Here is an 8,082-nt window from a genome sequence, read left to right as displayed (position 1 = left end):
ATCCGGCGCATGAACTCGGCAAAGAGCGCGTTCTGCATGTGGATGGGAAGGGCAAGCACCCGGTTGAGAAACCGCTGGATCGGGGGAAGCTCTTCGAGCAGCACCCCGTCCTTGTCGATCAGCCGCAGGGCCGTCCAGTCGGTGAAGCTCTCGTAGCTCATCGCCTCGGCGCGCCCGGCGGCAAGATCGGCGAAATACCCACGCAGCGCCGCTCGCGCGATCGGGCTTTCGAGATTGTCCTCCTCGCGGAACATGCCTTGCGAGCCGGTCTCGCGCTGGCCCTTGGTCAGGGCCCCCAGCTGGTCGAGGCGTTTGGCGATCGTCGAGGTGAAACGTTTCTCGCCATGCACATCGGAGGTGCAGACCCGAAAGAACGGTGCGCTGACCTGGGCCGAGCGATGCGTGCGGCCGAGCCCCTGGATGGCTGCATCCGCGCGCCAGCCGGGCTCCAGAAGATAGTGCCGCCGCCGTTTCTGGTTCTTCGCGGTTTGCGCCGCATGGTAGGACCGGCCCGTACCGCCCGCGTCGGAGAAGATCAGGATATCCTTTTCGCCGTCCATGAAGGCTTGGGTCTCGGACGAATTGCTGCTGGCGCTGCGCTTCTCGATGAAGAGATGGCCATCCTCGGCCTTGAGTGGCCGGATGAACCGCCCCGTGACTTCTGCCACGGCCTCATCGCCAAATGCCCAGAGGATCTGATCGAGCGCCGAGGGGATCGGCGCCAGCGTCATCAATTCCATCATGGCCGCGTCACGCAAAGCGAGCGCCTCGCGCGAGACAACGAGCGCCCCGGTCTCATCCCGCAAGGGTTCCGCCACCATATTGCCGTCGATCTCCACGAGCTTTTGCGCATGGATCGGGAAGGCCTGTTCGAGGTAGCCCAGAACATAGTCGCGCGGCGTCAAGGCACCCTCGACGAGTTCATCCTCCGGGTCCATCGCCTCAAGCCGACGCTTCAGCAGGCTCTCGCCTGTCGAGACAACCTGGATGACGCAAGCCTTGCCTGCCGCCAGGTCGTCCTTGATCGCACGGATGATGGTCGGGGCTTTCATGCCCATCAGGAGATGGTTGAAGAAGCGCTGCTTCGTGCTCTCGAAGCGGGACTTGGCCGAGGCGCGTGCGGCCGACGCATTAGTTTCCCCCGAGGCGTCGTTGACGCCGGTCGCAGTCAGCGCCGCTTCGAGATTGTGGTGGATCATCCGAAAAGCACCCGCGTATGCGTCGTAGATCTCGATCTGGGCCGGGGTCAGCGCGTGTTCGAGCACGTCATACTCCACCCCATCAAAACTGAGGGCACGCGCCGTGTAGAGCCCGAGCGTCTTGAGATCGCGCGCGACCACCTCCATGGCAGCCACGCCGCCGGCTTCCATCGCAGAAACGAAGCTCTCGCGGCTTGGGAAGGGGTATTCGGGGCCCTGCCCCCAGAGCCCCAGCCGCGCGGCATAGGCGAGGTTGTGGACGCTCGTCGCACCCGTGGCCGAGATGTAGAAGACGCGAGCGCGGGGTGCTGCCAGTTGCAGCCGGAGGCCAGCAAGGCCCTGCTGGGAGGGTTTGACCCCCCTGCCCTGCTCGGACCCGGCCGCGTTCTGCATGGCATGGGCCTCATCAAAGGCCAGCACGCCTTCAAAGTCTTCGCCCATCCAGGCGAGGATCTGGCTCAGTCGCGTGGTGCCGCATTTGCCCGCGGACCGCAGCGTGGCGTAGGTGACAAAGAGGATGCCGTCGCCCATCGGGACGGGCTGGTCCGGTTTCCATTTGGAGAGCGGCTGGATGTCGGCTGGCGAGCCGCCGAGATCGGTCCAGTCGCGGATGGCGTCCTCGATGAGCGTGGCGGATTTGGAGACCCAGATCGCCTTCCTGCGCCCGGAAAGCCAGTTCACGAGAATGAGCCCTGCGCATTCGCGGCCCTTGCCGCAACCGGTGCCGTCGCCGAGGAAATAGCCAAGGCGATAGGCACGTGCATCCGGGTCATCATCGGCGCGCGTCAGCTTGGTCTGGTCGTCATCGATGGTAAACCGACCGGGCAGATCACGCCCATGGGCATCATGCGCCATGATGATGGTCTCGAGCTGCGCCTCGGAGAGATGTCCCTCCTCGATCAACCGTGCGGGCAAGCGCAAGTCATCACTGCCCGTGTTTGAGGGCATGGGCGGGGCAACCGAGGCCATGGCGATGCTCTCGACCAGCGGCGTGGGATGTTCCTGCGCACCCGCGATCTCGATCCGCTGTGGGCGATAGCGCGCATAGATGTCCGAGATCGGCGTGTTGTCGCGCGGGGTCTGAAGGCTCGTGCAGCTGAGCGGGACAACGGCATTGGCCCGAGATTTGGAGGCGGCCACAGGCGCAGCAGCGGTCTTGCGCGGGGCAGATGATCGAACGGTCGGCCGCTCGTGAGGGATCGCTTCAACCCGTTGGACGGGGCGCATCTCGGTCCGGGTCGCGGCCACGGCGTCGACATATGCCAAGGCTTCATCCAGATCCCGGACATTTGCGCGGATCATCTCGCCATCCTCCTGCATCTTGTCGAAGATCATGAGCTGGGTTTCGACAGAGGTGCCGAGCTTGCGGTAGACCTGCCCCGGCATCGTCAACGCCAAGCGCGGCGTCAGGAGACCGCAGGCGCGGGACCAATGCGCGGCATCGCGTTCGGGCGTGAACCCCTGCGGCATGATCGCCACAAGCCGCCCGCCGGGCGCGAGACGCTTTGCAGCCGCGATGAGATGCTTGGCGGCGATGTGCTTGTCTCGGGAGCGATCGACCGAGGAGGCGAAGGGCGGGTTCATCACCACGACGTCGGGTAGAACCGGCGTCTGCAGCAGATCGTCGATATGCTCACCGTCATGGCCCGTCACCTCGCCACCGAAAGCCGCGCGCAGGAGGCGCTGACGAAAGGGGTCGATCTCGTTGAGCAAAAGCGTGGCACCGGCCCGGGCGGCGAAAGCAGCCAGGGCACCAGTGCCAGCCGAGGGCTCCAGCACGGTTTCGCCCTCGCGGATCGCCGCGGCCCGCAAGACCAGCGCCGCAAATGGCAGCGGCGTGGAAAACTGCTGCAGCCGGATCTGCTGCTCGGAGCGGCGGGTTTCCGTTAGCAGCCGCGAGGCAAGCAGCTTTGCAGCGGCGATGTCACCTGCCGCACCTTCCCCACGTAGCAGCATCTGGACGGTCGCGGCCTGCATCAGGTCGTAGGCCATCCGCCAGTCCCAGGCACCGCCAGAATCGCCGCCATGAAACGTCTCGCGCATAATGCGCGCGAGCGCTGAACTGCGCAGGGGCCGGTTGTCGACCTCCGCGCCGATCTGCGCGAGGGCAGAGGTGAGGTTAGCGTCGGAGATTGAGAGAGCCGGGTTTGCCAGTTTGGGCTTGGACATGGGGGTTTCCTTTGGATCAGGGTCTGAGTTCCAAAGGACAAAAAGCCCGCTCTACACTTTGAAGGCGTAGAGCGGGCAATTTCTTAGCGGGGGGCCTGCACCCCAATCAAGGCCACTGCTGCGCGGCATGAAGAACGCGCAGAATGGTCACCATCTCAGGGCTTTCAGCATAAACCACGATGTAGTTTGGCCGAACAACCATCTCCCTAGTCCCGTCCACACGGCCCGCGCGGTACATCTGAGGGCGTTCTGGAAGGAGAGACGTCTTGTGTTCAATCTCGTCTTTGAGAACTTGAGCCGCATCCGGGTTGTCGTCGGAAATGTAGTCAATGATGGCCAACAGATCGGCGATGGCCATGGCTTTCCATTCAAGATTTGGCAAGGCGTTTCCCGTCAATCAATGCCTGGGCGTCTTGCATCGCCTTGGCATGGGGCGTTGTGGGCCTTGGATCGTCCAGCGCTTCCTGTACCTTCGCCCGGAACCAGGCGTCATAGGCATCCGGATCAGCGGTCAATCCGGCAGGCAATCCGCCTTCTGCGGCCACGCGGGTCAGAAGAATACGCACCGCGTCGGAGAGCGTCAGACCGACGCCCGCAAGTGCGTCCGAAGCCTGTGCTTTCAGCTGATCGTCAACACGGACATGAAGCATGGATGTTTGGGCAGGCATGGATGGTCCTCCAGTTGATGGGAGTGATGTATCTCATTTGAGATACGATTTCAAGTCGGCAGTATGTGCGCGCGTGGTTCTCTGGTGTTGTCTCAGCGGGAAACTCAGCCACCCTGCCCCGCCAGGAACTCCGCCAGCACAGGACTGGCCTCGCCCTTTGCAGAGCTGAGCAGCTCCGAGCCCGCAAGCGTCGCTTTCGACAGGCGTACGAGCCCACCGGTTTCCTCGATGCGGTAGCAGCGGCGTTTTTGCCGCCCGCGCCTGTAGTGGGTCGCGGTGACGATCTGGCAGGTGCTGCCATCGGTGAGCGTCACAGGGGTCGCGAGCTTGATCTTGTCGCCTTCCTCGTAGTCCGGGATTGCAGCCCAATTCCGGCAGCGCTGACGCCAGTCCTGGGCGTAGCTGTCCGGGTCTTTCAGGTCGGAGAGAAGCTCGATAAGCCCAAGCGGAGCACGAGATTCGTTCGGGCCAGCACTTTCCTCCATGTCCTTGTAGCCCCAGCAGCCGTCATCGTATCGGGTGAGGAAGACAGCCCCGAAAGTGATGGAGCCATCCGCATCGGTGACATAGGTCGTGTCTTCGACAGGGGTGCCGTCGCGATTGGTAACCCTAGCCGCTGCATACCAGGTGGAGCCGACCTTGCAGGCTTTCACCAGTTCGGTTTTGCGCGTGTCGCTCTCGAAGCTGCAGAGTCGGGTGATTTCCATTTTCTCATCTGCGTAGGATTTGACACGGCGATCAGTATAGAAGAGCCAACCCATTACGCCGCCCTCCGGTCATCGAGTTCCATCAGCGCGTCGAGCGGCACGCGGTAGGGCTGCATGGCGTCGAAATCCTCGCAATTGCCGCAGTTCTGCACGATCGCGAAGGTGTCGCAGGCATCCTTGAGAATGACCCGGAAGGTGCCGCCGAGGCCCGAGGGCACCTCGTAGGTCCCGCCGATGAGATAGTCCGAAGCCCGGCGCACGAAGACGCGGATGCTGTGGCCATCGGTGGCGAGCCGGATGGCCCCTCGCCCCCGGTCGATGAGCACCTGCACGTCATCCAGGATGTCGGTGTAGAACTGGCCGGTCAGATCACGAAACGCCATGCGGCGCTGCGCCATCCAGTCGGTATCCCGAAACGGGTTCATGCCATCTGCGAAAGCGAAGGAGGGATCGGCCTGCTCGGTGGTAACGATACGGGTGGTCGTACCATCGATGCCGTTTGAGCGCAGATGCACACCATTGCCGACGATGAGGATCAGGGCGGGCCTGTCCACGGGCCCGTTCCAGTTGGGCAAGAAGGTTTTGCAGGCGCGCGCATGGGCGATCTGCGCCGCAACTGCGGAGGCAGAGAACTTGAGAATAGCCATGGGGATGTCTTTCCGTTGAGTGTGGGAGGGTCGACGCGCGCAGGCAGAAGGGCTTGCGCGGGCCGCTTGAGGGCTCAAGCCGCTTGCGCGACCTCGCTGTCAGGTTCCGAAGTTTCCGCAGAGGGCGCCGCCTCATCACAGGGGACACCGGCGGTCTGCATCATCGGCGGGCACCAGGCGGCCACGGCGGCGCGCTGTGCATCCGTCAGCGTGGCGAAGGGCTCAGCGAAGAGCTTGTCGCAGAAGGCGACGATCTCTTTCTTGCTCGACGAGGCCAGCGTGACCGCCTCCTGGGCGAGGCCCAGATCCTCGCCGAGGATCTTCAGGAGCCATACCTTCTTGAAGCGGTTGAAGAGCTCCGCATTCGGCGTCCAGTGGGCGCGGATGTCGGGCATGATCTCGATCTCGAACGCATGCATCAGGCTGTCGCGCTGGCGGTCCCGCGCGAAGCAGGACTGCGTGGTGCTGGCCGTGGCATAGGCCACGAGCTTGGCCTTTTCGCCTGCCTCCAGCGCGCGAAACGCCGCGAACTGATCGGCGGGCGCGCGGGTGTCATCGAGCCAGGACAGATCAAGCGCCTCATGCGCCGCCGCCACCTGCTCGAGCGAGGTCTCGTCGATCTCGTCCATCTTGGCGTGGTTGCGGTATTCCTTGCGGGCATCGATCTTGATCGCCTGGGTGACACTCATGCCGCTGGCCAGAACGTCGCTCACCAGCTTGAAGAGCGTCAGATCGAGCGTAGCTTCCGGATGCAGCGCCATCGCGGCCCCAAGCGCCATGGCTCGCTCGGTCTTGAGGTCCTCAGCCAGTGAGGCCGGATAGGTGATTTCGCCGGCGTCTGGGGCCTCCTCCCCGGTCGGGCTAGCCGAGGAGCCGCGCGGGCCCTCCTTTTTGACGGTGTCTTCCGGGCGGACGAGGCCAACATGGAGGGTCACCTGCCCGCCCGACCAGGACGCGATTACCCCAGACCGCGCGAGGTCCTCGGCGCTGTAGGCCTCCTGCAGGTCGCGGGCTTCCTCTTCCAAGGCGTCCACGCGCTCGTAAAGCGCGTTGTAGGCACCGTCCTCGAGCCCCTCATCCTCCATCTCGAGCTGCAGTTTCTCAAGCTCGGCGGTGATCTCATCGATGCGCTTTTGCGCAGCCTCATCAGGCTCGATCGGGCCGGGATAAACGCGGCCGTAGTCGGCCATGGTCGCGTAATCATAGCGGACCATGGCATCGGCCCAGGCAAAGCCCAGCTTTATGCGGGCCTCTTCGGCGGCGGCACCGAGCTTCTCGAGCAGGATGGTCTCGACCAGCGCGGCGTCTTCGAGCACGGAATGCTCTTCCAGAAGGTCAGCGGCGACAGCGCCGCCCCGCGCCTCGTAGTCCGCGCGCACGAAGGCCCCGATATCGTCACTGACCTGCACCCCGCGCGATTTGAGCGCCTGGCGGACCGTATAGGCCTGCAGGTAGCTATCTTCCTTGGTGAGCGCCTCGAAGACTTCGCGCTGCACCTCCTGGCTCGGATGCTCCGCAAAGGCCTTCATCGTGTCGAGCGTGATCGTCTTGGCCCGGGCCGCGGCGCGGATGTCGGGGTGGATTAGGCCATAGCGCAACCGGCCTTTCACGGCCGCCACCGTGGTGCCGAAGGTCTTTGCGATCGTCTCGGGCGTCTGGTCGTCGACCTCCATCATCCGCGCGAAAGCCTCGAACTCGTCGATGGCATTCATCGGCGCCTGGGTGATGTTCTCAGCGAGCGACAGGGCCGTGGTGACATCGCAATCCTCTGGCACAAGACGGCAGTCGATCTTGGCCTTCGCCGTGAAGCCTTTCGCGGCCCTGTCCGCGACCAGCTCCTTCAGCGCGGCATGCCGACGGCCACCGGCGAGGACAGCATATTTGCCGTCGAGCTTCTGGACCATGAGCGGCTGCAGGAGACCCAGAACGGCGATGCTTGCCTTCAGATGGGCGATGTTCTCAGGATCATAGGTTTCCGGCGAGTTGCTGCGCACATTGGCGGGATGTGAGACCAGATCGCCGATGGCGACGGAGACGGGTTTGAAGCTTGTGGTCATGGCGTTTCCTTTTCGGTGGGTTTGGAGCGGCCCGCGCATTCAGATGCGCGGCCAATCCCCGTCTTCAGGGATCACCACAACAAAAGGCCCACTCTCCCTTTGAGGGGTCAGCGGGCCTTCATCGCCTGGGCTGTCAGGAGGGGTGTCCCCTCCCCTACCAGTCGCGCGCCAGCATGATGGTCAGCACGCGCATGGTGGTGGCGGGATTGTCCGGGGCCTCGGCGCCATAGCGGAAGTCGGAATCCGCTTCGTACAAATCCAGTTTCCAGAACACGGTCTCGCCGCGGACCTCGACCGCCCCGAAATCATGCCATCCTTCGGGATCGTTCTCGGGCTCGAAGGTCTCGAACATGCCCGTGGCCTTCACCGCCTCGGCCATGAAGCCGTCACCGGCATTCATAATTGAGCGGGTGACATGCATGCGGCCCTGAATAGACTGGGCGGTTGGCACACCGAGGCACGCGAGCTTGCGAAACGCGTCGTTCTGCGCTGCGATCACACTCGGATCAGGGCGGTCTGTCTGGGGTTGTCCTGTCATGGACATGGGGTGCTCCTTTGAGAAGTTGAAACACCCTTCCAAAAGCCAGCTTCCGTAATGGGGCGGGCCTCTGTCAAGGGTTTCGGGCAAGTCAAAA

The 8,082-nt window shown here is 63.6% G+C and carries 7 protein-coding genes; all 7 read right to left on the bottom strand.

What is annotated here, in order from left to right; genetic code table 11:
* Positions 1 to 3,368 (bottom strand): strawberry notch-like NTP hydrolase domain-containing protein (locus CLM60_RS11810; protein ID WP_095589372.1); only part of this gene is annotated, 3,368 nt, incomplete at its 3' end.
* 106 nt (positions 3,369 to 3,474) lie between these two features.
* Positions 3,475 to 3,726, bottom strand: coding sequence for a type II toxin-antitoxin system RelE/ParE family toxin (locus tag CLM60_RS11805; RefSeq protein WP_058243470.1), 252 nt, complete (start codon positions 3,724 to 3,726; stop codon positions 3,475 to 3,477).
* 10 nt (positions 3,727 to 3,736) lie between these two features.
* Complete coding sequence (locus CLM60_RS11800; RefSeq protein WP_044353023.1) at positions 3,737 to 4,036, bottom strand: type II toxin-antitoxin system RelB/DinJ family antitoxin; 300 nt, start codon at positions 4,034 to 4,036, stop codon at positions 3,737 to 3,739.
* Between the two features lie 104 nt (positions 4,037 to 4,140).
* Positions 4,141 to 4,797, bottom strand: a complete 657-nt coding sequence (locus tag CLM60_RS11795; RefSeq protein ID WP_095589370.1) for a DUF6927 domain-containing protein — start codon at positions 4,795 to 4,797, stop codon at positions 4,141 to 4,143.
* Positions 4,797 to 5,390 (bottom strand): regulator, encoded by a 594-nt coding sequence (locus CLM60_RS11790; protein ID WP_092765105.1) that lies wholly within the window; start codon positions 5,388 to 5,390, stop codon positions 4,797 to 4,799. Before CLM60_RS11790 ends, CLM60_RS11795 begins: the two co-directional genes overlap by 1 nt.
* 74 nt (positions 5,391 to 5,464) lie before the next feature.
* Entirely contained in the window at positions 5,465 to 7,447 is a 1,983-nt protein-coding gene (locus CLM60_RS11785; protein WP_095589368.1) for a ParB/RepB/Spo0J family partition protein, read from the bottom strand.
* Between the two features lie 154 nt (positions 7,448 to 7,601).
* Entirely contained in the window at positions 7,602 to 7,991 is a 390-nt protein-coding gene (locus tag CLM60_RS11780) for a DUF3768 domain-containing protein (protein ID WP_043754131.1), read from the bottom strand.
* Positions 7,992 to 8,082 lie beyond the last annotated feature (91 nt).

Origin of the sequence: Actibacterium ureilyticum, assembly GCF_002285435.1 — a bacterium.
GTDB lineage: Bacteria > Pseudomonadota > Alphaproteobacteria > Rhodobacterales > Rhodobacteraceae > Actibacterium_C > Actibacterium_C ureilyticum.
Note: the sequence above shows the minus strand (reverse complement) of the source record. Positions and strands in the feature narration are given on the sequence as shown.

Excerpts from the sequence above, each read along its gene's own strand:
- CLM60_RS11790 (WP_092765105.1), bottom strand. The coding sequence starts at position 5,390 with ATGGCTATTCTCAAGTTCTCTGCCTCCGCAGTTGCGGCGCAGATCGCC.
- CLM60_RS11785 (WP_095589368.1), bottom strand. The coding sequence starts at position 7,447 with ATGACCACAAGCTTCAAACCCGTCTCCGTCGCCATCGGCGATCTGGTC.
- CLM60_RS11780 (WP_043754131.1), bottom strand. The coding sequence starts at position 7,991 with ATGTCCATGACAGGACAACCCCAGACAGACCGCCCTGATCCGAGTGTG.
- CLM60_RS11805 (WP_058243470.1), bottom strand. The coding sequence starts at position 3,726 with ATGGCCATCGCCGATCTGTTGGCCATCATTGACTACATTTCCGACGAC.
- CLM60_RS11800 (WP_044353023.1), bottom strand. The coding sequence starts at position 4,036 with ATGCCTGCCCAAACATCCATGCTTCATGTCCGTGTTGACGATCAGCTG.
- CLM60_RS11795 (WP_095589370.1), bottom strand. The coding sequence starts at position 4,797 with ATGGGTTGGCTCTTCTATACTGATCGCCGTGTCAAATCCTACGCAGAT.